Origin of the sequence: Luteibacter sahnii (genome assembly GCF_034063545.1) — a bacterium.
In the GTDB taxonomy this organism is placed as follows: domain Bacteria; phylum Pseudomonadota; class Gammaproteobacteria; order Xanthomonadales; family Rhodanobacteraceae; genus Luteibacter; species Luteibacter sahnii.
In genome coordinates, this window is sequence record NZ_JAQLOK010000001.1 from 698,748 (window position 1) to 723,338 (window position 24,591).

At 67.6% G+C, this 24,591-nt stretch carries 26 protein-coding genes; 12 read left to right on the forward strand and 14 right to left on the reverse strand.

Annotation, left to right across the window (positions count from 1 at the left end):
- Positions 1-4: 4 nt before the first annotated feature.
- The 3 genes from PI246_RS03190 to PI246_RS03200 form a co-directional block, all read right to left on the reverse strand.
- The gene (locus PI246_RS03190; RefSeq protein WP_320549835.1) at positions 5-1,195 is read right to left on the reverse strand and encodes a DUF1501 domain-containing protein; all 1,191 of its coding nucleotides are present in this window, start codon (positions 1,193-1,195) and stop codon (positions 5-7) included.
- Positions 1,196-1,203: 8 nt separating this feature from the next.
- The gene (locus tag PI246_RS03195; RefSeq protein WP_320549836.1) at positions 1,204-2,709 is read right to left on the reverse strand and encodes a DUF1800 domain-containing protein; all 1,506 of its coding nucleotides are present in this window, start codon (positions 2,707-2,709) and stop codon (positions 1,204-1,206) included.
- A gap of 121 nt (positions 2,710-2,830) precedes the next feature.
- A complete protein-coding gene (locus PI246_RS03200) occupies positions 2,831-3,127 on the reverse strand; it encodes a hypothetical protein (RefSeq protein WP_320549837.1) in 297 nt (98 codons plus the stop codon).
- A 99-nt stretch (positions 3,128-3,226) separates the two neighbouring features.
- Between PI246_RS03200 and PI246_RS03205 the strand changes: the two genes are divergently transcribed.
- On the forward strand, positions 3,227-3,832 hold the full coding sequence (locus PI246_RS03205; RefSeq protein ID WP_320549838.1) for a class I SAM-dependent DNA methyltransferase: 606 nt from the start codon (positions 3,227-3,229) through the stop codon (positions 3,830-3,832).
- Here PI246_RS03205 and PI246_RS03210 read toward each other — a convergent pair.
- A complete protein-coding gene (locus PI246_RS03210) occupies positions 3,822-4,595 on the reverse strand; it encodes a CPBP family intramembrane glutamic endopeptidase (protein WP_320549839.1) in 774 nt (257 codons plus the stop codon). The two genes, PI246_RS03205 and PI246_RS03210, sit on opposite strands and share 11 nt — an antisense overlap.
- A 129-nt stretch (positions 4,596-4,724) precedes the next feature.
- Here PI246_RS03210 and PI246_RS03215 point away from each other — a divergent pair, with 129 nt between their 5' ends.
- Positions 4,725-6,293: a TerC family protein gene (locus PI246_RS03215; RefSeq protein ID WP_320549840.1), complete on the forward strand. Its 1,569-nt coding sequence runs from the start codon at positions 4,725-4,727 to the stop codon at positions 6,291-6,293.
- A gap of 129 nt (positions 6,294-6,422) precedes the next feature.
- The gene (locus PI246_RS03220) at positions 6,423-7,325 is read left to right on the forward strand and encodes a hypothetical protein (RefSeq protein ID WP_320549841.1); all 903 of its coding nucleotides are present in this window, start codon (positions 6,423-6,425) and stop codon (positions 7,323-7,325) included.
- 3 nt (positions 7,326-7,328) lie between these two features.
- Here the strand turns inward: PI246_RS03220 and PI246_RS03225 are convergent, their stop codons facing one another.
- Positions 7,329-7,760 carry an MAPEG family protein gene (locus PI246_RS03225; protein WP_320549842.1) on the reverse strand — a complete coding sequence of 144 codons (432 nt, stop codon included), beginning with the start codon at positions 7,758-7,760 and terminating at the stop codon, positions 7,329-7,331.
- 92 nt (positions 7,761-7,852) lie between these two features.
- Here PI246_RS03225 and ypfJ point away from each other — a divergent pair, with 92 nt between their 5' ends.
- Entirely contained in the window at positions 7,853-8,713 is an 861-nt protein-coding gene (ypfJ, locus tag PI246_RS03230) for a KPN_02809 family neutral zinc metallopeptidase (protein ID WP_320549843.1), read from the forward strand.
- 4 nt (positions 8,714-8,717) lie between these two features.
- Complete coding sequence (locus tag PI246_RS03235; protein WP_320549844.1) at positions 8,718-9,059, forward strand: YkgJ family cysteine cluster protein; 342 nt, start codon at positions 8,718-8,720, stop codon at positions 9,057-9,059.
- A gap of 227 nt (positions 9,060-9,286) precedes the next feature.
- On the opposite strand, the gene PI246_RS03240 is transcribed toward PI246_RS03235, so the two are convergent.
- Positions 9,287-11,107 carry a DEAD/DEAH box helicase gene (locus PI246_RS03240; RefSeq protein ID WP_320549845.1) on the reverse strand — a complete coding sequence of 607 codons (1,821 nt, stop codon included), beginning with the start codon at positions 11,105-11,107 and terminating at the stop codon, positions 9,287-9,289.
- A gap of 145 nt (positions 11,108-11,252) precedes the next feature.
- Between PI246_RS03240 and fghA the strand changes: the two genes are divergently transcribed.
- Complete coding sequence (gene fghA, locus PI246_RS03245; RefSeq protein ID WP_320549846.1) at positions 11,253-12,101, forward strand: S-formylglutathione hydrolase; 849 nt, start codon at positions 11,253-11,255, stop codon at positions 12,099-12,101.
- Positions 12,098-12,652: a ribosomal protein S5-alanine N-acetyltransferase gene (gene rimJ, locus PI246_RS03250; protein ID WP_320549847.1), complete on the forward strand. Its 555-nt coding sequence runs from the start codon at positions 12,098-12,100 to the stop codon at positions 12,650-12,652. The genes fghA and rimJ overlap by 4 nt, the downstream gene beginning before the upstream one ends.
- A gap of 1 nt (position 12,653) precedes the next feature.
- Here rimJ and PI246_RS03255 read toward each other — a convergent pair whose 3' ends face one another.
- Together PI246_RS03255 and PI246_RS03260 are read right to left on the reverse strand one after the other, a co-directional pair.
- Positions 12,654-14,030, reverse strand: coding sequence for a DEAD/DEAH box helicase (locus PI246_RS03255; protein ID WP_320549848.1), 1,377 nt, complete (start codon positions 14,028-14,030; stop codon positions 12,654-12,656).
- 442 nt (positions 14,031-14,472) lie between these two features.
- Complete coding sequence (locus tag PI246_RS03260) at positions 14,473-14,760, reverse strand: hypothetical protein (RefSeq protein WP_320549849.1); 288 nt, start codon at positions 14,758-14,760, stop codon at positions 14,473-14,475.
- Positions 14,761-14,889: 129 nt separating this feature from the next.
- On the opposite strand from PI246_RS03260, the gene PI246_RS03265 reads away from it, so the two are divergent.
- Both PI246_RS03265 and PI246_RS03270 read left to right on the forward strand, forming a co-directional pair.
- Entirely contained in the window at positions 14,890-16,137 is a 1,248-nt protein-coding gene (locus PI246_RS03265; RefSeq protein WP_320549850.1) for an MFS transporter, read from the forward strand.
- Positions 16,138-16,170: 33 nt separating this feature from the next.
- Positions 16,171-16,659: an FKBP-type peptidyl-prolyl cis-trans isomerase gene (locus tag PI246_RS03270; RefSeq protein ID WP_320549851.1), complete on the forward strand. Its 489-nt coding sequence runs from the start codon at positions 16,171-16,173 to the stop codon at positions 16,657-16,659.
- A gap of 48 nt (positions 16,660-16,707) precedes the next feature.
- Here PI246_RS03270 and PI246_RS03275 read toward each other — a convergent pair whose 3' ends face one another.
- The 4 genes from PI246_RS03275 to PI246_RS03290 form a co-directional block, all read right to left on the reverse strand.
- Entirely contained in the window at positions 16,708-17,136 is a 429-nt protein-coding gene (locus tag PI246_RS03275; protein ID WP_320549852.1) for a DUF6326 family protein, read from the reverse strand.
- Positions 17,133-17,831 carry a DUF4386 domain-containing protein gene (locus PI246_RS03280; protein ID WP_320549853.1) on the reverse strand — a complete coding sequence of 233 codons (699 nt, stop codon included), beginning with the start codon at positions 17,829-17,831 and terminating at the stop codon, positions 17,133-17,135. Before PI246_RS03280 ends, PI246_RS03275 begins: the two co-directional genes overlap by 4 nt.
- Positions 17,832-17,964: 133 nt before the next feature.
- Positions 17,965-18,417, reverse strand: a complete 453-nt coding sequence (locus PI246_RS03285) for an organic hydroperoxide resistance protein (protein WP_320549854.1) — start codon at positions 18,415-18,417, stop codon at positions 17,965-17,967.
- Between the two features lie 129 nt (positions 18,418-18,546).
- Positions 18,547-19,119 carry a C40 family peptidase gene (locus tag PI246_RS03290; protein ID WP_320549855.1) on the reverse strand — a complete coding sequence of 191 codons (573 nt, stop codon included), beginning with the start codon at positions 19,117-19,119 and terminating at the stop codon, positions 18,547-18,549.
- A 134-nt stretch (positions 19,120-19,253) separates the two neighbouring features.
- On the opposite strand from PI246_RS03290, the gene PI246_RS03295 reads away from it, so the two are divergent.
- The 3 genes from PI246_RS03295 to hutG all read left to right on the forward strand — a co-directional run bounded on the left by PI246_RS03295 (position 19,254) and on the right by hutG (position 22,740).
- The gene (locus PI246_RS03295; RefSeq protein WP_320549856.1) at positions 19,254-20,513 is read left to right on the forward strand and encodes an NAD(P)/FAD-dependent oxidoreductase; all 1,260 of its coding nucleotides are present in this window, start codon (positions 19,254-19,256) and stop codon (positions 20,511-20,513) included.
- Positions 20,514-20,582: 69 nt separating this feature from the next.
- Positions 20,583-21,944, forward strand: coding sequence for a glutathione-disulfide reductase (gene gorA, locus PI246_RS03300; protein ID WP_320549857.1), 1,362 nt, complete (start codon positions 20,583-20,585; stop codon positions 21,942-21,944).
- A 16-nt stretch (positions 21,945-21,960) separates the two neighbouring features.
- Entirely contained in the window at positions 21,961-22,740 is a 780-nt protein-coding gene (gene hutG / locus PI246_RS03305) for an N-formylglutamate deformylase (RefSeq protein WP_320549858.1), read from the forward strand.
- A 15-nt stretch (positions 22,741-22,755) separates the two neighbouring features.
- Here the strand turns inward: hutG and PI246_RS03310 are convergent, their stop codons facing one another.
- Together PI246_RS03310 and PI246_RS03315 are read right to left on the reverse strand one after the other, a co-directional pair.
- A complete protein-coding gene (locus PI246_RS03310; RefSeq protein WP_320549859.1) occupies positions 22,756-23,157 on the reverse strand; it encodes a RidA family protein in 402 nt (133 codons plus the stop codon).
- Positions 23,132-24,583, reverse strand: a complete 1,452-nt coding sequence (locus PI246_RS03315; RefSeq protein ID WP_320549860.1) for an aldehyde dehydrogenase — start codon at positions 24,581-24,583, stop codon at positions 23,132-23,134. The genes PI246_RS03310 and PI246_RS03315 overlap by 26 nt, the downstream gene beginning before the upstream one ends.
- Positions 24,584-24,591 lie beyond the last annotated feature (8 nt).

A 24,591-nucleotide genomic window follows, 5' to 3' on the forward strand; every position in this document is an offset into this window, starting at 1 on the left:
GCCGCTAGACCAGGTGCAGGTCGGTGGCCTTCGCGCCGGGAAAGACGGTGCCGAGGTCGGTTTCGGACAGCCCGTACATCCGGCGCATGAGACCGCCCAGTACGTCGCGGTAGTTGTTCAATACGGGGTAGTCGCGGTTCTGCAGCAGGCTGCCCGCATTGATCGCGACCTGCCGCCCCGCGATCCGTCCCCCGGCGACCTTGCCGCCAAGCACCCAGTAGGTGGTGCCGTGGCCGTGGTCGGTGCCCTTGTTGCCGTTCTCTCGGAAGGTGCGGCCGAATTCGGAAACCACGACCACGACGGTGTCGTTCCATTCCTTTTCGCCCAGGGCGTCGGCGAATGCCGCGAGTCCCTGCGAAAGGTTGTCCAGGTTGCCGGCAAGCTGGCCCTGCGCGCCCCCCTGGTTCACGTGCGTGTCCCAGCCGCCCACGTCGACGAAGCCGAGGCGGAAGCGATCGCGCATGAGCGTCGCCATGCGCTCGCCCTGCTGGGCGAAGCCCCGGGCGTTCACCGCGCCGCGGCTGGCCGCGGTCATCTCGGTCTTGAGGTCGTTGGCGACGTCCTGGCGCAGTTGCAGGCCATCGGCGGCCTGCGCCTGCAACGGCGTGCCCTGGTACATGCCGGCGAGGATCTTCGACTGGTGGTCGTCGAACGCGGCATTGCCGTTGCCCTTGAGCGACACGTTGGGCACGTCGCCGGCCCCGCGGAACGACAGCGGTAACGCGTCGGTGAACGCGATGGGCGGTACGCCGCGCAGCACGCCGCTGAGCCGTCCCATGAAGCCCGAGGCATAGCGGCGGGCGTCGCCCGCCTCCCCGGCTTCGATGTTGTCCTGGGTCTCGAAGTGGCTGCGGGAGAGGTCATCGGTGCCGGCGAAGGGAATGAAAGCCAGCTGCTTGCGGTCCCACAACGGCCCCATCGACTTCAGTACGGCGGGCGCCATGGCCCAGTTCGCGTCGAGCGCGCGCGCGGACCCGGCATCCTGTGGATTGGGGCGGGCCACGGCGATGCTTGGCCGCGATTCGTAGTAGAAGTCGCTCGCGTAGGGCACGAGGAGATTGTTGGCGTCGTAGCCGCCACGCAGGAAGACGAGCAGGAAGCGCGGCGACGTGGCCGGTGCGGCGAACACCTTGCCGCCGAGGGTCAGGGCGGGCACGGTGGCGGCGAGGGTCAAAAGGAACTGACGACGATCCATGGCGGACCTCAGCGGTAATTGAATTCGGGGGACGAAAGCAGGTAGGTGTTCCACTCCTGCTGCGACGTGGCCTGGGAGAGCGCGTCGCGCGTCTTCGGGCCAAGGAAGGGATCGATGGTCGCGTAGTAGGTCGGCGTGGTCAGCTGCGGGAAGCCGCCGCGACGTTGCGAGCCGTCCTCGTTCAGGTCGAACAGATGATTGGCGCCGCTGCCGATGGAGCGGGCGATCTCGAAGCGCTTGGCCACCTGGCCCGAACTGGACCATTCCGAGTCGGTCATCGGCCAGCCGTCCGGCGTGATGCGCCCGAACGGCGCCTGCCCCAACTGTTGCACCCAGTTCACCAGCGGACGCGGGTTTTCCACCGGCTTGCCGTCATAGGCCAGGCGCATGGCCGAGACGAGGAACTGGGTGGGGTCCTTGTAGCGTTTGCCGAGCGACGCGGTGAAATATTTCGACGTCAGCATGGTCTTCATGACCTGGGCGATGTCGCCGTCGGTGTGGCGGAAGGTTTTCGCCATGGCGTCGATCAGCGCGGGCGGCGGATCGTCGGCCACGAAATACTTCGCCAGCCCCGTGGAGACGAACGTGGCGCATGCCGGCTGGCTCACGATGAGGTCGACGGCCTTCTCCACCTCATCGAAGCCGCCACCCTTGATCGTATGGCCCAGTAGCACCTGGTCGCTGAAATCGTGGCGGTTGGGGTTGAACTCGAACACGCCTTCCTGCAGGTAATACGGCTGCAGGTCGCGACGGAACTTGCGCGGCTGGCCGTCGAAGTTCACGCCCACGCCGGTCAGGATGTGCGCCATGGCCTGCACGTCGGCCTGCGTGTAGCCCGAGCCGACGCCCAGCGTGTGCAGCTCCATCAGCTCACGCGCATAGTTTTCGTTGATCTTGTCGCGCGCGTTCTGCGCGTTGTCGAGGTATTCGAGCATGGCCGGGCTCTTGAGCGTGGCCATCACCAGATCGCGGAACTTGCCCAAGGCATGGGGTCGGATTGTGTTTTGCGCGTAGTCGGCGACCAGCCAGCGCACCCGGCCCTTGTCGCGGAAGACGCTGAAGTGGTTCAGCCAGAACCACACCAGTTGCTCGCGCAACTGGTTCTCGTCGTAGATGGCTTCGAGCAGCTCGGCCGATTGCGCCTGCTGGGCATAATCGTTGCCCTGCTTTTGCTGGGCCTTTTTCGCGTCCTGCTTCGCGTCCCCATCGGGCATGGCGTTGATGAGTTTGCCCTGGTCGCGCACCTGGGCCATCAGCACCGTCACGGGCGTCTTCACCGCGTCGAACCCGGCGATCTGGGCACGAATGGCCGGCGGCAGGCCGTCGCCGGACGGGTGAAGCTGGGCCTCGAGGAAACGACGCTTGCCGAGGTCGCGAAAACGGGCGAGGCTGGCTGAATCGGTGCCGAAAGTGACCCGGTTCAGCCAGTAGGCGTCTTCCTTCGGCAGCACGGCGTCGTCCGCCAGTACCGGCAGGGCGGCCAGGGCCAGCAGACAGGCGGCGAGTGATCGCATGAAACCTCCGTTCGAGGGGTGACGTCCCCGTGAACGGACAGGTTGCCCGAACGTTTACGACATCGGCACGCTCGTAAAAGCTTGCTTCAGCGACGATACGGATTTGCCGCAAACGCGCCCGTCAGATTTCGTTTTCATCCGGATCCACGAATTCGATGGCGGCCTCGCGGCTGCCGGCGGTCTCTTCGGCCACTTCGCGGACGCGCTCCAGCTTGCCTCTGGGCGACTCTACCTCGACGGTGTAGGTCTTCGAGCTCATGTCGTCCGACAGGTTCTGCGAGCTGGAATCGTCGCGGAAGTCGTTCATGAAGTCGTCGATTTCCTCCACCCGCTCGATACCGTCGATACCGTGGAGGGCGTTGATGACATCGTCGAACACGTCACGGTCGCCGGTGATGCGCAACTGGATACGGGGCATGGCTGTCTCCTCTGAAACGATGGGCCGATGCTGCCCCGGCACGTGTATGCCCGAGGTGGAGGCCCCGCTAACATGGCGCTTTTCCGGGGGGTGCCCGATATGCCCAAGACCTACGACCAGGCCTATTTCGACAAGTGGTACCGCAGTGCGGACCACGCCGTGCGCTCGCCGGCCGAGCTGCGCCGCAAGGTGGCCATGGTGCTCGGGCAAGCCGAGTTCTACCTGGGCCGACCCGTGCGCAACGTGCTGGACGTCGGCTGCGGGGAGGCGCCCTGGCGGGCCGTGCTGAGGCGCCTGCGGCCCGGGATCGCCTATCGCGGCCTCGAGGCCAGCGACTATGCCGTGGCCCGCTACGGCCGTAGCCGCAACATTGGTTACGCCCGCTTTGGCCAGTTGGAGCACCTGCGCTTCGACGAGCGGTTCGACCTCATCGTGTGCACCGATGTGCTGCATTACCTCAAACCGGCGGAGATCCGCGCCGGTCTCACCGGTATCGCCGACATGCTCGAAGGACTGGCTTTCCTGGAGGTGTATACCCGCGAGGACGACCCCGGTGGCGATCGCGACGGGTTCCAGGCCCGGCCCGCCCGGTGGTATCGGGGGGCGTTCGGCGAGGTGGGACTGATGCCGGTGGGCTCGCAGTGCTATGTGGGGCCGACCCTGGCCCGCCGCGTGGCGATGCTGGAAACCTGCGTCAGCGGATGAACCAGCCTACGGTGGCCAGCGCGTTGTTCACCGCGTGGGCCACGAAGGCGGGCCAGAGCGAGCGGCTGCGCACACGCAGCCAGGCGCAGAACAGGCCGACCAAGGCGAGATCGGGCACGGCGTACCAGAGCCAGTCCAGATCGGGCAGGTGCACCAGGCCGAATACCGCCGCCGAGATCGCGATGGCGCCGCTGTCGCCCAGCCGCGCGCGAAGCGTGGCGAGCAAGGCGCCGCGAAACAATACTTCCTCCACCAGCGGCCCCACGAGCACGGCCGCCGGCAGCAGGGCGATGCGCATCCCCACGTGCGCCTTGTCGGCGATGTCGGCGACGGCCTGGCTCACGTCGTGACCATGGGCCAGCCATTGGGTGAGCAAGCCACCCACGATCGGCGCGGCGAAGCCCAACCCCGTGGCGATCGCCACGTAGCGTCCGTCGGGCGGCGTAAAGCCGAGTCCGAGGACGCCCCCGTCCGTCGCTCGCGCACCCCAGCGGCGCACCATCAGGGTGATGGTGACCGCGGCCGAGCTGAGCAGCGCCAGGATCACCACGACGATCAGGCGGTCCGGTTGGTCGGGAACATGCTGCGGAAACGTCCGGGATAGCCATTGCGACAGCCCGCCAAAGAGCCCGCCGAAACCGAACTGAAGGGCGAAATAGCCGGCGATGCACAGGATGGTCTCGACCAGTCCCGGCGCGCGGGCGGGCACGGCGGGAACGGCGGCATCGACGGGGCCGGAAAGCGGAACGGAGTCGTGAGGCATGCCGCACCCTAGCCGACGGGCGCCGCGCGGCGCAACGGCGAGGAGAGGCCGGCGCGCCGTGCCGTCACCGTGGACCTGTATAGTGATATGTCCGTACTGGAGGAAAACCGGCGCCCGACGCGCCCGCCCATGTTTGCATTCGACTGGTTAGCCGACCCTTCCGCCTGGGCGGGTCTCCTCACGTTGATCGTGCTGGAGATCGTGCTCGGTATCGACAACCTCGTCTTCGTCGCGATCCTCGCCGACAAGCTGCCCGCGCGCCAGCGCGACCATGCCCGCCTGCTTGGCCTGGGCCTGGCCCTGGTGATGCGCCTTTGCCTGCTGGCGGCCATGTCCTGGCTGGTCACGCTCACCAAGCCCCTGGTCGAATGGAACGGCTTCAGCCTTTCCTGGCGCGACCTGATCCTGTTGATCGGTGGCGCGTTCCTGTTGTTCAAGGCCACGCTCGAACTGCATGAGCGCCTGGAGGCGTCCGACGATCACGAGGGCAAGGGCGCCCGTCGCGCGAGCTTCTGGCTCACCGTGATGCAGATCGTGATCCTCGACGCGGTGTTCTCCCTTGATTCGGTCATCACCGCGGTCGGCATGGTCGACCACCTGTCGATCATGATGATCGGCGTGGTGATCGCCATGGCGCTCATGATCACGGCCAGCAAGCCGCTTACCGCCTTCGTCAACGCGCGCCCCACGGTCGTGATCCTGTGCCTGTCGTTCCTGCTGATGATCGGCTTCAGCCTGATCGCCGAGGGTTTCGGGTTCCACATTCCCAAGGGCTACCTCTACGCGGCGATCGGTTTCTCGATCATGATCGAGGTGTTCAACCAGACCATGCGGCGCAACCGGCGCCGCTCCTTGCTGGTCGGCGGCCGCACCATGCGCGATCGCACGGCAAAGACGGTGCTGCGCCTGCTCGGCGGTCGCGCGGACGACGACGCCGACGCGGGCAACGCCCCGGCGGAGACCACCGAGCCCTCGGTCTTCGGCAAGGACGAACTGGAAATGGTCCAGGGCGTGCTCGACCTCTCCCAGCGGCCCGTGCGGTCGATCATGACGCCGCGTACCGAGATCGTCTGGGTCGATCCGTCGGACGAACTGGGCAACCTGCTGGAAGAGGCCCGTGAGTCGTCGCACCACTGGATGCTCGTGGCCAACGGCGATCTCGACGAACTGGTGGGTGTGGTCTCTTCGCGCGACCTGCTGGCCAGCCTGGGCGACCATGGGCGCCTCGAACCGGGCGTGGTGCGCAAGCCGATCACGGTGCTGGAATCGCTCAGCGTGCTGCGCCTGATCGACGAGTTCCGCCGTGCATCGCTGCAGGTGGCCCTGGTGGTCGACGAATACGGAAGCATTCTCGGGCTGGTCACCCCCGCCGACGTGCTGGAAACCATCGCAGGCGAGTTCCCCGACGAAAACCGCGACGGCGATCCCTCGGCGGTCAGCGAGCCGGATGGCGCCTGGCTGCTCGACGCCAGCCTCGACGCCCGCCGCGTGGAACACCTGCTCGGTCGCCGCCTGACCGGCGCGGGCGACGGCAGCTTCTCGACCCTGGCCGGATTCGTGCTCCAGCGACTCGGCCGGTTGCCGGGCGTCGGCGACGGTTTCGAGGCGGATGGCCTCGCCTTCGAGGTGCGGGCCATGGATGGGGCGCGCATCCAGCGGGTCAGGGTGCTGGCCCAGCCGGTGGACGACGACACGTAAGCACGGCGAGCACGCTTACGACCGACGGCCGATGGTGCGGCCTCCCATGGCGGGGGTAAATAGACACACCACGGACCAACAGGAACCAAGGACATGGAGCGTCCTTTCTCGCTGGGTAGGGTCTGCCGCATGGCCGCCCTCTGGATAGGCTGCCTGTTGGGCGGGTGTGCACAGCCGCGCCTGCCGCCTTCCCCTGTCGTGAACGCGGTGCTGGATGGGCCGGACGGACCTGCCACCGTGTCCAGCCTGAGGCGTCGCTATGGCGACCTCGCCGCGGATTGCGCAGGCGAACCAGCCGTGCGTTGCACGGGTGTCCTCATCGAAGCCGCGGTCGACGACAAGGACCCCTGGCAACCGTATGCGGACAACGGCGTGCCGATGTCCTGGTTCAGAAAAGACGCGTGGATCAAACAAGCGTATCGGGGCGGTGGCGGCATCACCTACTACGCGCCAGACGATTCGCCGCCGCTTCATAAGCACCCGCTCTATATCCTGTGCGCCTACGTCTACAACGCCTATTCCGACTTCCGCACGACCCGGTGCGGGGGATACGAGGACACGGCAACGTACCCGATCTCCGGGCCGTGCCAGCAGGAAGGCGTCTTCACCGCCGCGCAATGGCGGACGCATTTCGCGCGACGTCCCGACGCGATAGGCACCTCATGGCAATGCGGTTTCGACGTGGGTACGTCGGATGCCGCCCGCATTTTCGCGCTCCTTCCCGAGCTGATGCACGATTCCGGAGCACCCGGTTACAAAGGTTCGATCAACGAGCTGGTGGCCGAGTCGTGGCCGCGCGACACGCCGGGCTCGGTGCCCGTTGAATCGTTCTACTACGACACGAGAAACGCCTACAGCCTGGAAACGGCCCAGCGGTTGCAGATCGCCATGAACGATCGGGGCCATATCTGGCGTCCGGTGATCGCCATCACGTTTGCGGCCACGGAAGACGAGGCGACGGTCTTCGACTATCGCGACGCCGACCAGGCCAGGCGCCCGCCGGCGGGGAGACCCACGGCGATGCGGCGCTGACGGTTACGGGGCGGTGTCTTCGGCGGGGGCTGCCGCGGCGTTGTTCTCCATGATGGCCATGCCCATGCCGCCGGCCGCCATCAGCATGAGGGCAGCCCAGGCCACCATCGACACGAGGTAGCCGGGGCCGCGGCGCGTGGCGTCGCGCAGGTAGGCCACCGCGTACCAGATGCGCCCGGCCAGCCAGACCAGGCCGGCGATGCCGGCCCACAGCGGATCGACGTACTGCGCCGCCAGCCACAGGGCCGGAATGAACATCACGGCGTTTTCCAGGGTGTTCATCTGCACCCGCCAGGCCCGTTCAAATGCCGGGTCGCCGGAGATCGACGGTGCCTTGATGCCATAGCGTTCACGCGCCCGGCCTACCATGAACACCGTGTAGAACATCAGCAGCAGGGTGAGCAGGGTGACGACGGCGGGTAACTGGCTGGTCATGGAGCGATCCGTGGGCAACGATAGCGGCGCAGTGTAACGGCTACGCGCCGTGCGATCATGCGCACCGCGTCTCGGGACGGAGGGTGACACTCATGCTTTGGCAGAAAGGCCGCAGAAGCGACAACGTGGAAGACGCCGGCAACGGCGGTGGAGGCGGTCCGTCGTTCGGCGGGCGTGGCCTGGGCATCGGTGGCGTGATCATCCTCGCCATCCTCGGGGCCGTGTTCTACAAGGACCCCACGGCGCTGCTGGGCCAGGCCCCCTCCGGGCCGGCCGCACCGACCCGGACAACCCAGCCGCTGGACACGGCCGATCCGCAGGTCGATTTCGTTCGCGCGATCCTGGGCGAGACCGAAGACACCTGGGGTGAGATTTTCGCCGCGAACCACCAGCGCTACGACGCGCCGAAGCTGGTGTTGTTCCACGGCGCCGTGCGCACCGCGTGCGGCTCGGCATCGTCCGCCGTCGGCCCGTTCTATTGCCCCGGCGACCGCAAGGTCTACCTCGACCTCGATTTCTTCCAGGACATGCAGCGGCGTTTCCACGCATCTGGCGATTTCGCCCGGGCTTACGTCATCGCGCACGAAGTCGGCCACCACGTGCAGAACCTCGTCGGCATCTTCGACAAGGTGGAGGACGCACGGCGCCGTGGCGCGGCCATGGAGGGTGCCGCGGGGTTGTCCGTGCGCCAGGAGCTCCAGGCCGACTGTTTCGCCGGCGTCTGGGCCCATCACTCGCAGCAGCGCCAGCACTGGCTTCAACCGGGAGACATCGAATCGGCGTTGAACGCCGCCACGGCCATCGGGGACGACACCCTGCAGGAACAGGCCCAGGGTCGCGTGGTGCCCGATTCGTTCACCCACGGCACGTCGGCGCAACGGGTGCACTGGTTCAAGACCGGCCTCGACAGCGGCGATACCGCGCAGTGCAACACGTTCTCAGGCTCGATCTGAACTCATGACGCACCCTTGCTTGCGCTGCGGCGCTTGCTGCGCGACCTACCGGGTCGCCTTTCACTGGATGGAAACCGACGTGGCCGGCGGCATCGTGCCTGCGGCGCTTACCGAGCACCTGGATCCGCATCGGGTAAACATGCACGGCACGAATCGCCGGGAGCCGCGTTGCCTGTCGCTGGTTGGCGAAGTGGGCGTGGCTGCGCAGTGCGGCGTGTATGCCGTGCGCCCGTCGCCGTGCCACGACCTCAAGCCCGCGTGGGAAGATGGCACGCCAAGCCCCCAGTGCGACAAAGCGAGGGTAAGGCACGGGATGGCGCCGTTGACGCCGGCGGATTTCGCCTGAAGGCGTGACGGCCTGGACGGGACCTGTGGCGGCGCGTCGACGGCCGGCCAAAAGAAGGTTCTTCACGGAAGTTCGGGGACCGGAGGACTGCCCGAGCCGCGAGGGTGGACACCGAAGGCTCTGGCCTCACCGTCCGAGCCGGCCGTAGGCCCGCATCCATGCGAGATCCCCGCACGTCCGCAGAGAACCAAAAAGAAGCCCGGCGCATGGCCGGGCTTGTTCGGGGATCAGTAATCGCGCTTGCGGCGCGGCGGCTTGCCGCCACCACCGCCCGGACGCGGGCCATTCGGCCGGAAGTTGCCACGGGGACGGGGCGCGCCACCGCCGCCGCCGCTTTGCGGCTGCTCGGTGCCGTCCCATGCCTTGATCTGCAGCTGCTGCTGCGCGACCCACACCTTCTTGAGGTGGTTGAACGTATCGGCCGGCATGCCGTCGGGAAGATCGATGAGGCTGTAGTCGTCGCGAATGCTGACGCGGCCGATGAACTTCGCTTCCACGCCGCCTTCGTTCGCGATGGCACCGACGATGTTGCCCGGCTTCACGCCGTGCTCGTGGCCCACTTCGATGCGGTAGGTCTTCTTGCCCGCTTCGGTGACGTGCGGACGGGGCTGGCGCATGCCTTCGCGCACCGGGCGGCGATCGCTGACATCGCGATCGCGCTCACGATCGAACTCGCGCGGCGGGCGTTCGGTGTATTCGCGCTTGGCCGGCGGCTCGAGCAGCAGCGGCTGGTCGCCCTGGGCGATGCGGGCGAGCGCGGCGGCGATCTCGATCGCCGGCACGTTGTGCTCCTGCTCGTATTTCTCCACCAACTGCTGGAACAGGCCGAGGTCGCCCGTGGCCAGCGTATCGGTGATGCGCTGGTTGAATTTGTTCATGCGCGTGTCGTTCACCGCCTCGACGGTGGGCAACTGCATCTGCTCGATCGGCTGGCGCGTGGCCCGCTCGATCTGGCGCAGCAGGTTGCGCTCGCGCGGGGTGACGAACAGGATGGCCTCGCCGTTCCGTCCCGCGCGGCCGGTACGACCGATGCGATGCACGTACGACTCGGTGTCGTGCGGGATGTCGTAGTTCAGCACGTGACTGATGCGGTCGACGTCGAGGCCGCGAGCGGCCACGTCGGTGGCGATCAGGATGTCGAGCTTGCCGGTCTTGAGCTGGTCGATCACCCGCTCGCGCTGGGCCTGGGCGATGTCGCCGTTGATCGCGGCGGCGGCGAAACCGCGCGCCTGCAGCTTGCTGGCGAGTTCTTCGGTGGCCTGCTTGGTGCGTGCGAAGACGATCATCGCGTCGAAGCTTTCGGCCTCGAGGATGCGCGTGAGCGCGTCGAGCTTGTGCACGCCGCTCACCCACCAGTAACGCTGGCGGATGTTCGCCGCGGTGGTGGTCTTGTTCTTGATCGTGATTTCGACCGGGTCTTTCAGGTAGGTCTGCGCGATGCGGCGAATCGGGGCCGGCATGGTCGCGGAGAACAATGCCACCTGGCGGCCCTCGGGCGTGGCCTGGAGCAACTTCTCGACGTCGTCGATGAAGCCCATGCGGAGCATCTCGTCGGCCTCGTCGAGCACCACGAAGCGCAGCGCCGAGAGGTCGAGCGTGCCCTTGTCGAGATGGTCGATGACGCGGCCGGGCGTGCCCACCACGATCTGCGCGCCGCGCTTGAGCCCTTGTAGCTGCGGGCCGTAGCTCTGGCCGCCGTAGATCGGCAGCACCTGGAAGCCAGGCAGGTAGGTGGCGTACTTCTGGAACGCCTCGGCGACCTGGATGGCCAGTTCACGCGTGGGCGCAAGCACCAGCGCCTGGGGCTTGCCGGGCTTCAGGTCGATGCGCGAGAGCACGGGCAGCGCGAAGGCGGCGGTCTTGCCGGTGCCGGTCTGCGCCTGACCGATGACGTCGCGGCCGTCGAGCAGCGGCGGGATGGTGGCGGCCTGGATGGGGGAGGGGGTCTCATAGCCGACCTCGGTCAGCGCGCGCACGACGTTTTCGTCGAGGGCAAGCGCGCTGAAGCCGGGCAGGGCCGGAGCGTTGTCTGTATCGGGGGATGACATGGCGACCTCAGGGGAGGGGCGCGGCGGCGGAGTCGGCGCCGGGCAGTAGTGAGATTGTAGCAGCGATCAGGGCCTTACGCTGTGATTCTGGCCCTGTTCGCCATCGGCATTAGACTTATCAGTCAGTTTTCCATGGGATGCGGGTATGACGACGATCGAGACGGTGTCCGAGCAGCGGTGTTTCGAGGGCATGCAGGGCTTCTACACTCACGCCTCGGCGGTCTGTGGCGGCCCGATGCGCTATGCCGTTTTCGTGCCGCCCCAGGCCGCCCAGGGTCCCGTGCCGGTGCTCTGGTACCTGGCGGGCCTGACCTGCACGGCCGAGACCTTCACGATCAAGGCCGGCGCGCAGCGGGTGGCGGCCGAGCTGGGCCTGGCGCTGGTCATGCCCGACACCAGCCCGCGTGACACCGGGCTTGCCGGGGCCACCGGCGACTGGGAGTTCGGCGAGGGCGCCGGGTTCTATCTGGACGCCACCCAGGAGCCCTGGGCGTCGCGGTTCCGCATGTACAGCTACGTGGTGGACGAACTGCCGCGCCTGGTCGCCGAGCGGTTTCCGCTCGACATGAACCGGCAGGGCCTGTTCGGTCACTCGATGGGCGGTCACGGCGCGCTGACCATCGCGCTGCGCAACCCGCACCGGTTCCGTTCGGTATCGGCCTTCGCGCCCATCGTGGCGCCGTCCGAAGTGCCTTGGGGCCAGAAGGCGTTCTCGCGCTACCTCGGCGACGACCGCGATGCCTGGGCCGCCTACGACGCCACCGCGCTGGTCAAAGGCGGTGCGCGCTTCGGCGGGACGATCCTCATCGACCAGGGCGAGGCGGACACCTTCCTCGTCAACCAGCTCCAGCCGCAGCGCTTCGAGACGGCCTGCGAAGACGCGGGACAGAAGCTCGAGTTGCGCATGCGGCCGGGATACGACCACAGCTATTACTTCATCCAGAGCTTCATCGAAGAACACCTTCGCCATCACGCGGCGGCCTTGACGGCATGAACGAACCGGTCCGCATCCGCACCGCGCGGACCATCGTCCGCCTGCTCGACACGGAGGAGGCGGAGTTGCTCCAGCGCTATCGCGTGGAAAACCGCGAGCACCTTGCGCCGTGGGAACCCATGCGCACGAGCGCGCACTACACGCTCGACGGGGCGCGCCAGACGGTCGAGGCGGGCCTGGAGGCGGCCCGTGCCGATCGCGGTTATCCCTTCGCGGTGCTCACGCCCGACGGCACCGAAATGGTCGGTAGCCTGACCTTCGCGAACGTCGTGCGCGGCGTGTTCCAGGCGTGCCACGTCGGCTACGGCATCGCCCTCCGGCACCAGGGCAAGGGCTTGATGTTCGAAGCCCTGGACAGCGCCGTCCGCTATGCGTTCGGTCCGCTGGATTTCCACCGCGTCATGGCGAACTACATGCCGCGCAACGCCCGCAGTGGGGCGCTGCTGACGCGCCTGGGATTCGAAAAGGAGGGCTACGCGCGGCGTTACCTGAAGATCGACGGCCTGTGGGAAGACCACGTCCTCACCGCGCGTATCCGCGCCGAGGGCTGACTCAGCCGCGGGCCTTGCCGCCGCCGCTGGTGGCCGACGAACCACCACCGCCAGGACGACGGCGACGGCGCTTCGGACCGCCTTCGCCCGTGCTCGCCGGCGCGTGGCCGTGCGGGCGGTGCGACGGACGCGCCTGGGTGTTGCTGCCCCCGCGACCCTGGCTGGCGCCGTCGCGCGGGCCGCGCGGCTGGCGCTGCTGCTGCTTCGGACGCGGCGCGCCGGCGTCCAGGCGCAGCGGCGTGGACGGCTCGAAGCCGGCGACGTCGGCCATTTCGAGGTCGGTCTTCAGCAGGCGACGGATGTCGCGGAGCAGGCCCGACTCGTCGTGGCTGACCAGCGAGATCGCCTGGCCTTCCGAACCCGCGCGGCCGGTGCGGCCGATGCGGTGCACGTAGTCTTCGGCGACCATCGGCAGGTCGAAGTTGATCACCACGGGCAGCTGGTCGATGTCGATGCCGCGCGCCGCGATGTCGGTGGCGACCAGTACGGTGACCTTGCCGCTCTTGAAGTCGCCGAGCGCGCGCGTGCGGGCGTTCTGGCTCTTGTTGCCGTGGATGGCGGCGGCGCGGATGCCGGCGTCTTCGAGGAAGCGCACGAGCTTGTCGGCACCGTGCTTGGTGCGGCTGAACACCAGGGTCTGCCGGCGACTGTCCTGCGCGAGCAGGTGCAGCAGCAGGTCGCGCTTGCGCGCGGTGTCCACCGGATGCACGCGGTGGGTGATGGTGTTCGCCACGGTGTTGGCGGGCGTGGTGGACACCTCGCGCGGCTCACGCATGAACTGCTGGGCAAGCGCCTTGATCTCCGGGGCGAACGTGGCCGAGAAGAGCAGGGTCTGCCGCTTGGCCGGCACCGCGGCGATGATCCGCTTGAGCGCCGGGAGGAAACCCATGTCGAGCATGCGGTCGGCTTCGTCGAGCACGAGCACGTCGATGTGGGAGAGGTCGACCGAGCGCTGCTGCATGTGGTCGATCAGGCGGCCGGGCGTGGCCACCACGATGTCCACGCCGCGACGCAGCGCCTGGAGCTGGTTGCCCATGCCCACGCCACCGAAGATGACGGTGCTGGACAGGCGCAGGTGCTTGCCGTAGTCACGCAGGTTGTCTTGCACCTGGGCGGCGAGTTCGCGCGTCGGCGTGAGGATCAGCGCCCGGATGGGACGACGGCCGTCGCCGCGCGGGGCGGCCGAGGACAGTCGGTGCAGCAGCGGCAGCGAGAACGCCGCGGTCTTGCCGGTGCCGGTCTGGGCGGCAGCCATGAGGTCGTGGCCGGCGAGCACCTCGGGGATGGCGGCCGACTGGATGGGGGTGGGCGTTTCGTAGCCGGCCTCGGAAAGGGCGCGCAGCAACGCGGGCGCGAGGCCCAGCGATTCGAAGGACATGGAAAACTCCTGCGTGACTCGAGCGTTCCCTGGAACCGCGCTACGAGTTATGAATTCGGCGGCTGCGCATCGCAAGGAGGCGATGGGCTGGCCGGTGTCGCGTGCGCTTTTCGGGGGTGGGGGAACGCGGCGGGATAAAGGAGAATCCTCGCCTGATGCTCCGCAAGGGAGTCGATAGCGGCGGCACGACCGGACGAGTCTACCATATTGCGACGCACAACGGGGGCTCGGCGTCTGCCCCGGGTTTGCAGTCGGCGCGGGGCCGGACGATGCCCGCGAATGATCGGTCGGCACGGAGCCGTTCCCTCCCGGCGAACTCCCCTGCGCGCAGCAGCGGGCCGGGCGCAGGGGCGTCTTCGCGGCCAGGCGCGCGCATCTGTCGCCGGGCGGTGATAGCAAAATCGCTGGCGGGGGGCGGGCGGTCGCTCCCCGGCCTCGTTCATCAGTTTTGTTTCTGCGCGTCGGCCTTGTGGATGTACGCGTCGTATTCGCTCTTGTCGAGACTGCCGTTGTGATCCTTGTCGGCTTCGCCGAAATGGGCGCGCAGTTCCCTGAGTGCCTCGTTGTCCTTAGGCAGGTCGCTGCGTCGCAGCGGCTTGCCATCCTTGGACAGATCAGCGAATGACGGCGCGCCGGTGTCCAGTCCGGCAGATGCCTGGGGCGACGCTTGCGCGGCGCCCGCGACGAGCAGCGTGGCCAGGGCGATACAAGCGAGTGGGCGATACGGCATGGGTGTGTCCTCCGGCATGGGATGGTCACCGGAGTGTATCGGCGGGCCGTCGTGGCCTCGTGGAGCGAACGTTAGGTGGCCGCAAGCCTGTGCTAGCCTCGGCGCCGCCTGTTACCTGAGGAAAATCTCATGCCATTGCCCGCCGCACTGCGCGAACTCGACGCTTCGCAACGGCATACCGTCCTGGCGAGTTTCCTCGGCTGGACGCTGGACGCCTTCGATTACTTCCTCCTGACCTTCGTGATCCTCGCCGTGGCGCAGGAATTCAAGGTGTCCAAGGAAGAGGTCACCTATGGGCTGTTCCTCACCCTCGCGGCGCGTCCGCTCGGCGCGCTGATCTTCGGCCGTCTCGCCGACCGTTACGGGCGCCGTCCGGTGCTGATGTTCGATATCGTGCTGTTCTCGGTGCTGGAGGTGGCCTGCGCCTTCGCGCCATCGCTCGGCGCCCTGCTGGCACTGCGCTTCGCCTTCGGCATCGCCATGGGTGGCGAGTGGGGCATCGGGGCATCCCTGGCGATGGAATCGATTCCCGCCCGGTCACGCGGTTTCGTCTCCGGCCTGCTGCAGAGCGGATATCCCTGCGGATTTTTCCTCGCGGCGCTGGCGAACTGGCTGCTGGTCGATCACATCGGCTGGCGCGGGCTGTTCGTGGTAGGTGCGTTGCCTGCCTTGCTCGTGCTGTACATCCGCCGCAAGGTACCCGAGTCGCCGGTGTGGGAAGGGCGTCGCTCCGCCGCGCGCGAAAGCGTGGTTGCCTCGATGCGCGGCCACTGGAAGCTCTTCGTCTATCTCATGCTGCTGATGGCGGCGTTCAACATGTTCAGCCACGGCTCGCAGGACATGTATCCGACGTTCGTGCAGGAAACCCTGCGCATCCCCGCGGGATCGTCCACCGCGTTCATGCTCACCGCGCTGCTTAACCTGGGCGCGCTCGCCGGCGGCCTGACGTTCGGTGCGCTGTCGGAGCGGATCGGCCGTCGCCGCGCCATCATCATCGCGGCGCTGCTGGCGATCCCGGTGATCCCGCTGTGGGCCTATGGCGGGTCGCTGCTCCTGCTGGGCCTTGGGGCGTTCCTGATTCAGGTGATGGTGCAGGGCGCCTGGGGCGTCGTACCCACCCATCTGAACGAGTTGTCCCCGGACGCCGTGCGCGGCACCCTGCCGGGCTTCGCCTACCAGATGGGTAACCTGCTGGCGGCCATCACGGCCACGGCGCAGACCTGGCTGGCGGCATGGCGTGGCGGCGATTTCGCCTTCGCCATGTCGACCTGGATCGCCGCGGTGGCGGTGCTGCTGGCCTTGCTGACCTGGCTCGGACCGGAGGCCCGCGGGGTGGGTTTCGGCCGCTCGGGTGACGGCGGCCGGCACGGCGGCTAAAATGCCGGGCTTTTCCTCCGGTAGAAAACCATCATGCAGGCTGGCAAGGACAAGGTCATCTCGTTCCACTACACCCTCACGGTCGACGGGCAGCAGGTCGAAAGCTCGTTCGATGGCGGCGAGCCGCTGTGGATCCTGCTCGGCCACGGCCAGCTGATCCCGGGCATGGAAGCCGGCCTCGAGGGCAAGTCGGTCGGCGATAAGTTCGACCTGGAGATCACCCCCGAGCAGGGCTACGGCGCGCGCCAGGACGGCATGACCCAGCGCGTGCCGAAGAAGTACTTCCCCCAGCAGGGCAAGGGCCTCAAGGCCGGCGACACCACCGTGCTGTCGCTGAAGGAAGGCGGCCAGCGCGTCGTGGTGGTGCAGAAGGTCGGTTCAAGCGTGGTCGACATCGACCTCAACCACCCGATGGCCGGCAAGACGCTCCACTTCACGATCGACGTGCAGACCGTGCGCGACGCATCCGAAGAAGAGCTCTCCCATGGCCACGCCCACCCGAAGGGCGACGGCGAACACTGATCGCCGTCGGTTCGACAGGAAACAACGGCCGGGTATCCCCGGCCGTTTTCATATCGGATGACGGTTCGTAGACACGGCCCTTGGCCACCGCCACGCGGTGACCACCGTGACCAGTCCGATGGCAATCTCGACCACGCCCAGCGCCTGGTAAAACAAGGGCGAGCCCGGCATCGTCAGCGCCATCACGACCGCATAGAACACACCCAGGAGCAGGTTGGCCCACTGGCAGGCGCGTGCCGGGACCACCAGCGTGGCGTAGATCATCAGCGCGGGTACCGCGAGCAGCAGGCTGGAGCCCACCAGCAGCCCATCGGTGGTCGGCCCCATCGGTCCGAAGTTGCCGGCCATCATGTCCTTCAGACGCCCCGGCACGAACAGACCGAAAAAGTCGCCATACACGTAGCAGAACATCAGCGCGGCCCATAGCGCGGCCAGACGGTGGCGTACCGGTACCCTGACATCGTCGAGCGGTTTCATGCGATGGATTCCATGGATCGTGGGGATCGGCGTACGCCGACGATGACCAGCCACAGGGCGAACACAACCTCGCCAAACTGCAGGGGCGTGCAGACGCTGGAAAGCGTATCGGCGGCGTGACCCGGCCATAGCAGGCCGACGGCACTCTGCGCCACGTAGGCGAGGCCGTTGACGAAGAGCCACGTGCCGATCCAGCCAGGCACGTGCCCCGATCGCCGGACGAGCATCGCCAGGGGCAAAAGCCACAGCCCCCACCAGATTTCCGCCGCTATCACCATCTGTCCGTGCAGGCGCAGGAACAGCAAGGCGAGCGCCTCGCGCTGGGCGGCATCGAAGGCTTGCAGAAACGCAGGCCCTTGGGCGAAGGTCAGCGCGGCGATGTCGTTGCCGACGTTGAACGTGTACACGGCGGCGGGCAGCGCGCCGCCGAGCATGAGCAAGCCGCGCCCCGTATCGTTATCCGCAGCGAAAAGTCGGCGCAGGGACAGCACGATGAAGACCATCAGTGCGCCGCACGCGAGATCGGCGACGACGCCTGCCCTGACCGCCTGCTCGTGCAGCCGCAGGTTGGCGACGGTGGTCGAGGGTTCCCCGGTGAAGAGGATCGATGGCAGGTAGATCAGCCGTATCGGCGCAAGCACGATCAACAGCAGAAATAGCCACCCGGCTATCCTGGCCTGACGAGAAGACGGCATCTGGGGTCCCTGCACGCGACGGTAGGGCGACTGTGCGCTTATACCGGGGCACGTGGAGCGTGCCGGAAGTGAGGGGGCAACAAAAAACGGCGCCCCGCGGCGCCGTTTAAGGGTGTTACGTCGGGCGGGCGCGTTACGCCAGAGCCTTGCCGTTCACCGAGACGTCGACGTCGACGTTGCCGCGGGTGGCGTGCGAATAGGGGCACACGTCTTCATGGGCGGTCTTGACGATGTCCTGCGCGGTGGCGTCGTCGAGACCGGCGAGGTGGGCGTCGAGCTTGACCTGGATCGCGAAGCCGGAACCCTCGCGCGGGCCGATGCCGACGTGGCCTTCGACGGAGACGTCGTTGAGCTTGACGTTCTTCTGGCCCGCGACGAAGCGGATGGCGCCTTCGAAACAGGCGGCATAACCGGCCGCGAAGAGCTGCTCGGGGTTGCTGCCGCCGCCGTTGCCGCCCATTTCCTTCGGCAGGCGCAGGTCGAGCTTGACCATGCCGTCGTTGCTCTCGACGTGACCCTCGCGGCCACCGTGGACCTTCGCCTGGGCGGTGTAGACGATCTTCTGCACTTTCGAAAGGTTGCTCATGTCGTTTCCTTTATGCGGGTCGGGTGAAAGCCGCGGCGAGGTGCCACGCCATAGATCGTATGTAAGCACGCAATTAAATAGCGCACAACTTAAATGCGCGTTGAGGTGGTTAACTGGTTTACTTTTCGTTCAGTTCAGGACGCGCCGTCCGTAAGCGAAATTCGCCTTCCAGTACGACCCGTCGAGGTCGTCCAGGCGCACGGTGCCGCCGGAGTTGGGCGCGTGGACGAAGCGCCCCTTGCCGACGTACACCCCCACGTGGGTGATGTGGCTGCGTCCGAAGAACACGAGGTCGCCGCTGGCCAGTTCGTCTTCGCTGAGCTTGGGTTTGTCCAGCTGGGCCATTTCCGCCGAGGTGCGGGGAAGGCGCAGGCCCGTGGAGGTGAGATAGATGTAGTTGATGAGGCCGCTGCAATCGAAGCCGCCCGCAGGCGTGTTGCCGCCCCACCGATACGGCGTGCCCACCAGGCCGATCGCCCGGAACAGCACGTCGTTGGCCGCGTCCGCAGGCATCTGCGTGGCAGGCCGGGTCGACCAGGTGAGGTTCTTCGCGAGGGGAACGTTTGCGGCCGGATTGTGCCGTTGCGACGACGACGGTCGCTGGGGAGCGCTGCCGCAGGCCGCCAGCAAGGCGAGCCCGGTCCCCAAGGCAACGGCGCCAAGGTATCGGACGGGACGGCGAAGCGAGGTCGAGCGGAACATCGGGCGTTTCCCCTGTCAGGATCGGCGTCAGGAGGTTAACAAATCAATGAGTTGCAAGGAATACCTGTGAAAACGCGCTAATTCAGTTCCCGGACAGCCCCGGGAAGGGCCGTCCGCGCCGCTAGAATCGCCGGATGGACCCTTCCCGAAGCGACGTAGTGATCCTGGGCGGCGGCGTCATCGGCCTGGCGTGCGCGCTCTACCTCCTCAAGTCCGGCGCATCGGTGCGCGTGCTGGAGCAGGGCCTGCCTGGCAGCGGCAGCTCGCACGGCAACTGCGGCACGATCACGCCGAGCCATGCCGGCCCGTTGACGATGCCCGGCATGGTGGGCACCGCGCTGCGTTCGCTGCTGCGGCGCGACGCGCCCCTCTACGTCAACCCCCGTCCCGACCCCGAACGTGCGCGCTGGCTGCTCGGTTTCGCTCGCCGTTGCACCTGGGCCGACTACCGCCGGGCCGGCGAGGCGCGAGGGGTGCTCCTGGCGCGGTCGCGGGCCTTGCTGGGCGAGCTCGTCGCCAGCGAAGGCCTCGACTGCGAATTCGAGACGGTGGGCGAGCTCTACGTCTATCGCGATCGCCGCACCCTGGATGCCGACCGTGCCCACGTCGACCTGCTGCGCGACCTCGGCATGGACGTGCGCCCGCTGCATGGGGACGACGCGATGGCACAGGAACCTTGCCTGCGCGAGGGCGTCGTCGGCGGCCTCCTTCACCCCGGCGACGCGCGCCTGCGCCCGCATCGCTACGTCGCCGAACTCGCGCGCCGCGTGCGCGAACTGGGCGGCGCCATCGAGACCGGCGCGCGAATCGATGCCTTCGTCAACGAGGGCAGCCGCGTGTCGCACGTGCGGACCGCCGGGGGTGTCTTCAGTGGCGACCGGGTGGTGATGGCGCTCGGGGCGTGGTCGCCGCTGCTCGGCCGTCTGCTCGACGTCAGGCTGCCGATGCAGCCGGGCAAGGGTTACTCGCTGACATGGGACACGCCCCCCGTACGCGCGCCGCATCACTCGCTCGTGCTGCGCGAAGCGAGCGTGTGCGTGACGCCCTGGGCCTCCGGCTATCGGCTGGGCAGCACCATGGAGTTCTCCGGCTTCGACGAAAGCCTCAATCCCGTGCGCATCGAGGCGCTGCGGCGGGGTGCCGCCGCCTACCTGCATGAGCCGGAAGGGCAGGGCGAGGCGGTGCCCTGGTGGGGCTGGCGGCCGATGAGCGTGGACGAGGTGCCGATCATCGGTCCCAGCGGTCGCTGGTCGAACCTCACGTATGCCACGGCGCACGGCATGCTCGGCATCAGCATGTCGGCGGCGACCGGCGAATTGGTCGCCAGCCTGCTGGCCGGGCCCGCGCCAACGCTTGATCCCACGCCGTATTCGCCCTCGCGCTTCGGGCTGTGAAGGCCGTTGACGCAGCGTTGCGCCGACGCCCTGCTAGGGTGCGGCCTTTCGTACCGTGAGGAGTAGCGCATGACCGCCGAAGCCTTCGATCTGATCGTCATCGGCGGCGGCTCGGGCGGACTCGCGGCGGCGATCCGCGCCTCGAAGCACGGGGCGAGGGTGGCGCTGGTCGAGCCGAAGGATCTGGGCGGCACCTGCGTCAACAGCGGCTGCGTGCCGAAAAAAGCGATGTGGTACGCCGCGCAGATGGCCCACGCGCAATACATCGCCGCCGACTACGGCTTTGCCGACCGTCCGGGCAGGCTCGACTGGCCGGGCTTCATCGCGCGCCGCGATGCCTACATCGAGCGCATCCACGCCAGCTATCGCCAGCAACTGGACAAGAACCACGTCACGCTCGTGCAGGCGACCGCGCGGTTTCTTTCGGCGGACCACGTGGCGGCGGGCGATCGCGTGCTGACCGCACCACACATCGTGGTGGCGACCGGTTCGCGACCGAACCGGCTCGATAAACCGGGCTTCGACCTGGGCGTCACGTCCGACGGCTTTTTCGACCTGCGCCAGTCGCCGCACCGCACGGCCATCGTCGGCGGCGGCTACATCGCGGTGGAACTGGCCGGTGTGCTGCGCGCGCTGGGCAGCGAGGTGGACATGTACGTGCGGGGACGCCTCATGAGCGGCTTCGACGAGGAAATGGCCTATCACCTCGGCGACGAGATGAAAAAGCACGGCATCGGCATCCATTACACCTGCCAGGTGGAAGCGGTGCACGAAAAGGACGGTGTGTTGCTGCTCGACTGCGACAAGGGTTCGCACCCGGGCCCTTACGACCTGCTTATATGGGCCGTCGGGCGGCACGGTTATACGGCGTCGCTCGATGTGGAGCGCGTCGGCCTCGCGCTCGACGAGACGGGCCACATCGTGGTCGACGACGCGCAACATACCAACGTGCCGGGCATCTACGCGGTAGGTGACGTCACCCAGCGACTCGCCCTTACGCCGGTTGCCGTCTCGGCGGGACGCAAGCTCGCCGACCGTCTGTTCGGCGGCCAGCCGGACGCCAAACTGGACGACGTCAATGTACCCAGCGTGGTGTTCGCGCATCCGCCGCTGGGTACCGTCGGCATGTCGGAACAGCAGGCGAGGGAGGCTTACGGCGATGCCGTGCACCTCTACAAGCAATCGTTCGTGCCGATGCAGCTCGCCCTGGCCGACCGGCCGATGTACGTTCGCTTCAAGCTCATCTGCGTGGGCGACGACTCCCGCATCGTCGGCATGCAGATGCTCGGTCCCGGTGTGGACGAGATGCTCCAGGGCTTCGCGGTGGCGATCAAGATGGGCGCGCGCAAATGCGATTTCGACGCCACCCTGGCCATCCATCCCACGTCCTCGGAGGAAATGGTCACGATGGGCGATCGCGTGCCCGGTTGAGCGTTACACTGACGGGATGGACTCTTACACCCTCCATCGCGGCACCGCGCCGCTCCTGGTCAGCCTGCCGCACAACGGCAGCTTTATTCCCAAGGACATCGAAGCCCGCATGAAGCGGCCCGCGCGACGTTCGGCGGACACCGACTGGCACGTGAAGGAGCTCTACGCCTTCGCCCGGGGCCTCGGTGCCAGCATCCTCGTGCCGGTCGCGTCGCGTTACGTGGTCGATCTGAACCGCCCCTCCGACGGCCACGCGCTGTATCCGGGCCGCAAGGAAACCGGGCTCGTGCCGACGGTGCAGTTCGACGGCAACGACATCTACCGCCCCGGCGCCGAGCCGGCGGCGGAGGAAATCGCCCAACGCATCAAGACATGGTGGAAACCCTACCATCGCGCGCTTGCCGATGAGCTCTCGCGCCTGCGCAAGAAGCACGGTCGCGTGGTGCTGTGGGAAGGTCATTCCATCCGCAGCCACGTGCCCATGCTGTTCGACGGGCGCCTGCCCGACCTCAACCTCGGCACGGCCGACGGCGCGAGTTGTTCGCCTGCCTTGCAGGCGCGGCTCACGGCGGTGCTCGAAGCGCAGAACGACTATGCGTGGGTGGCGAACGGGCGCTTCAAGGGCGGGTACATCACCCGCCATTACGGCCGGCCGGACGACGGCGTCGACGCGGTGCAGCTCGAACTGTCGCAGGACACCTACATGGACGAAGACAGCTTCGCCTACCTGCCCCGGAAAGCCGCGAACGTGCAGGTGACGCTCGACGCCCTGCTCAGGGCCTGCCTCGCGGCGTGATCCGGTCGCCTCGATTCACATCGTGAGCGCGGCGATGCATTTCAGCTCGATGGCGATCGGCGTCGGCAGCGCGTTGACCTCGACGGTCGTGCGGCAGGCGTCCACGCCCGCGAAGGCCTCGGCATACAGGCGGTTGTAGGTGGCGAAGTCGTTCTTCATGTCGGTGAGGTAGACGGTGACGTCCACGAGGTCCTCGAAGCGTGCACCGCTGGCTTCGAGCACCGCGCGCACGTTGGCGAACACCTGCCGGCACTGGCCTTCGATGCCCGGCGCGATGGCGTCGCTGCCCGGCACGCGCGGGCCAATGCCCGACAGGAACAACAACTCGCCCACGCGGCGCGCGTGGGGATAGGCGCCGACCGGCGCGGGCGCGCCGTCGACGCGGATGACGTCACGACCGGTAGTCGATGCAGACATTGCGTGCCTCGGTAAAAAATCGAAGGGCATCCGTGCCGCCTTCGCGGCCTAAACCGGATTGTTTGCTGCCGCCGAACGGGGTGCGCAGGTCGCGTAGCATCCAGCAGTTGACCCACACGATGCCGAATGCCAGCCCCGCCGCCAGGCGATGGGCCCGGCCCAGGTCGCGCGTCCACACCGAGGCGGCCAGTCCATAGGGTGTGCCGTTGGCGATCGCCAGCGCTTCGGCCTCGTCGTCGAACGGGATCAGCGTCACGACGGGGCCGAAGATTTCGTCCTGGTTCGTGGCGCTTTCCGGGGAGAGTCCGTCGATCACCGTCGGCTGGATAAACCAGCCGTCCGCGCAGCGTCCGTCGGAGACGATGCGGTCGCCGCCGGCCAGCACCCGGCCGCCCTCGTCGCGCGCGCGCTGGATGCACGCGCTTACCTTGTCGAAGTGCGCCTCCGACACCAGTGCGCCCAGGTCGCTCGACGGGTCGCGGGGATCGCCCACGCGGAGGGCGCGCACGCGTGCCACGTAGGCGTCGCGAAAGCGCTCGTAAATGCCTCGTTGCACGAGCAGGCGCGATCCGCACAGGCAGATCTCGCCCTGGTTGGCGAAACCCGAGCGCACGATCGTCGCCATCGTCGCGTCGGACAGGTCGGCGTCGTCGAACACGATCGCCGGGTTTTTCCCGCCCAGTTCCAGGGACACTTTCTTCAATGACGGGGCCGCTGCCGTTGCGATGGCGACACCGGTGCGCGTGCTGCCGGTGAACGAGACCGCCTTGACCTGGGCGTGCCGCACGATGGCCTCTCCGACGACCGGTCCGGTGCCGTGCACGATGTTGAGCACGCCGGGTGGAAAGCCGGCTTCGTCCACGAGCGTGCCTAGCAACCAGGCCGTGTAGGGTGTCACTTCCGACGGTTTCGCGACGACGGCGTTGCCCGCGGCGAGGGCCGGCGCGATCTTCCAGGTGAACAGGTAGAGCGGCAGGTTCCACGGGCTGATGCAGCCGACCACGCCCAGCGGCAGGTGCAGCGTGTAGTTGATGGCACCCTGCGCCATCGCATGCGACTCGCCATGCCACGCTTCGATCGCCGAGGCGAAAAAACGCAGGTTGGCGACGGCGCGCGGGATGTCGAGGGAGCGAGCGAGGGCCAGCGGCTTGCCGCTGTCCAGCGACTCGGCGTCGGCGAACGGGTCCAGGCGCGCCTCGATGAGATCGGCGAGGCGTCGCAGGCAGCGTGCGCGGGCCTCGATCGGCGTGGCGGCCCAGCCGGGCGCGGCGCGGGTCGCCGCCGCGGTGGCGTCGGCCACGTCGTCATCGCTGGAGTCGGGGCAGCGCGCGAAGGCGTGGCCGGTGGCCGGATCCACCACCGCCAGGTATCGCCCCTCGCGGGGCGCGCGCGCGCGGCCGTCGATGAGGTTCGCGAACACAAGCATGGCGCGCT

Coding starts and splice junctions, on each gene's coding strand:
- PI246_RS03285 (WP_320549854.1), bottom strand. CDS start 18,417: ATGAGCAACCTTTCGAAAGTGCAGAAGATCGTCTACACCGCCCAGGCG.
- gorA (WP_320549857.1), top strand. CDS start 20,583: ATGACCGCCGAAGCCTTCGATCTGATCGTCATCGGCGGCGGCTCGGGC.
- PI246_RS03260 (WP_320549849.1), bottom strand. CDS start 14,760: ATGCCGTATCGCCCACTCGCTTGTATCGCCCTGGCCACGCTGCTCGTC.
- PI246_RS03220 (WP_320549841.1), top strand. CDS start 6,423: ATGGCCGCCCTCTGGATAGGCTGCCTGTTGGGCGGGTGTGCACAGCCG.
- PI246_RS03280 (WP_320549853.1), bottom strand. CDS start 17,831: ATGCCGTCTTCTCGTCAGGCCAGGATAGCCGGGTGGCTATTTCTGCTG.
- PI246_RS03310 (WP_320549859.1), bottom strand. CDS start 23,157: ATGTCTGCATCGACTACCGGTCGTGACGTCATCCGCGTCGACGGCGCG.
- PI246_RS03215 (WP_320549840.1), top strand. CDS start 4,725: ATGTTTGCATTCGACTGGTTAGCCGACCCTTCCGCCTGGGCGGGTCTC.
- PI246_RS03210 (WP_320549839.1), bottom strand. CDS start 4,595: ATGCCTCACGACTCCGTTCCGCTTTCCGGCCCCGTCGATGCCGCCGTT.
- PI246_RS03225 (WP_320549842.1), bottom strand. CDS start 7,760: ATGACCAGCCAGTTACCCGCCGTCGTCACCCTGCTCACCCTGCTGCTG.
- PI246_RS03195 (WP_320549836.1), bottom strand. CDS start 2,709: ATGCGATCACTCGCCGCCTGTCTGCTGGCCCTGGCCGCCCTGCCGGTA.
- PI246_RS03235 (WP_320549844.1), top strand. CDS start 8,718: ATGACGCACCCTTGCTTGCGCTGCGGCGCTTGCTGCGCGACCTACCGG.
- PI246_RS03205 (WP_320549838.1), top strand. CDS start 3,227: ATGCCCAAGACCTACGACCAGGCCTATTTCGACAAGTGGTACCGCAGT.
- PI246_RS03265 (WP_320549850.1), top strand. CDS start 14,890: ATGCCATTGCCCGCCGCACTGCGCGAACTCGACGCTTCGCAACGGCAT.
- PI246_RS03275 (WP_320549852.1), bottom strand. CDS start 17,136: ATGAAACCGCTCGACGATGTCAGGGTACCGGTACGCCACCGTCTGGCC.
- fghA (WP_320549846.1), top strand. CDS start 11,253: ATGACGACGATCGAGACGGTGTCCGAGCAGCGGTGTTTCGAGGGCATG.
- rimJ (WP_320549847.1), top strand. CDS start 12,098: ATGAACGAACCGGTCCGCATCCGCACCGCGCGGACCATCGTCCGCCTG.
- PI246_RS03240 (WP_320549845.1), bottom strand. CDS start 11,107: ATGTCATCCCCCGATACAGACAACGCTCCGGCCCTGCCCGGCTTCAGC.
- PI246_RS03295 (WP_320549856.1), top strand. CDS start 19,254: ATGGACCCTTCCCGAAGCGACGTAGTGATCCTGGGCGGCGGCGTCATC.
- PI246_RS03290 (WP_320549855.1), bottom strand. CDS start 19,119: ATGTTCCGCTCGACCTCGCTTCGCCGTCCCGTCCGATACCTTGGCGCC.
- PI246_RS03200 (WP_320549837.1), bottom strand. CDS start 3,127: ATGCCCCGTATCCAGTTGCGCATCACCGGCGACCGTGACGTGTTCGAC.
- ypfJ (WP_320549843.1), top strand. CDS start 7,853: ATGCTTTGGCAGAAAGGCCGCAGAAGCGACAACGTGGAAGACGCCGGC.
- PI246_RS03190 (WP_320549835.1), bottom strand. CDS start 1,195: ATGGATCGTCGTCAGTTCCTTTTGACCCTCGCCGCCACCGTGCCCGCC.
- hutG (WP_320549858.1), top strand. CDS start 21,961: ATGGACTCTTACACCCTCCATCGCGGCACCGCGCCGCTCCTGGTCAGC.
- PI246_RS03270 (WP_320549851.1), top strand. CDS start 16,171: ATGCAGGCTGGCAAGGACAAGGTCATCTCGTTCCACTACACCCTCACG.
- PI246_RS03315 (WP_320549860.1), bottom strand. CDS start 24,583: ATGCTTGTGTTCGCGAACCTCATCGACGGCCGCGCGCGCGCGCCCCGC.
- PI246_RS03255 (WP_320549848.1), bottom strand. CDS start 14,030: ATGTCCTTCGAATCGCTGGGCCTCGCGCCCGCGTTGCTGCGCGCCCTT.